The sequence below is a fragment of the Pseudoalteromonas sp. S4741 genome, from assembly GCF_005886135.1.
GTDB classification, from domain to species: Bacteria; Pseudomonadota; Gammaproteobacteria; order Enterobacterales; family Alteromonadaceae; genus Pseudoalteromonas; species Pseudoalteromonas tetraodonis.
On sequence record NZ_PNCN01000299.1, the window covers coordinates 1 to 266 of the forward strand.

The following is a 266-nucleotide window of genomic DNA, read 5'->3' on the forward strand; positions in this document are numbered from 1 at the left end:
GCAAACTCCACTATACATGCAAGCCATTGCATAGCCCTAAAACGGTCTTGTTTATATATGCCCCAGCCAATCATACTAAATTGCACCGCCGAGAATAAAATAACCGCTCCCATACCGGTATCAAGCTCGATATTAGCAACAGAAAAACACAGCTCATATATCAATAAGCTAGCACTGCTTCGCCAACGGCCATTATCGTTAATAATAGTATTACTTAACTTCGCTTTTTTATTTTCCGGCCTAGTGTAGATCACCTTAATAATGTA

Annotated in this window: 1 pseudogene; it reads right to left on the reverse strand. The window is 39.5% G+C overall.

Annotation, left to right across the window (positions count from 1 at the left end):
- Nucleotides 1-266: pseudogene (locus CWC30_RS18240) on the reverse strand (DMT family transporter); the annotation flags it as partial.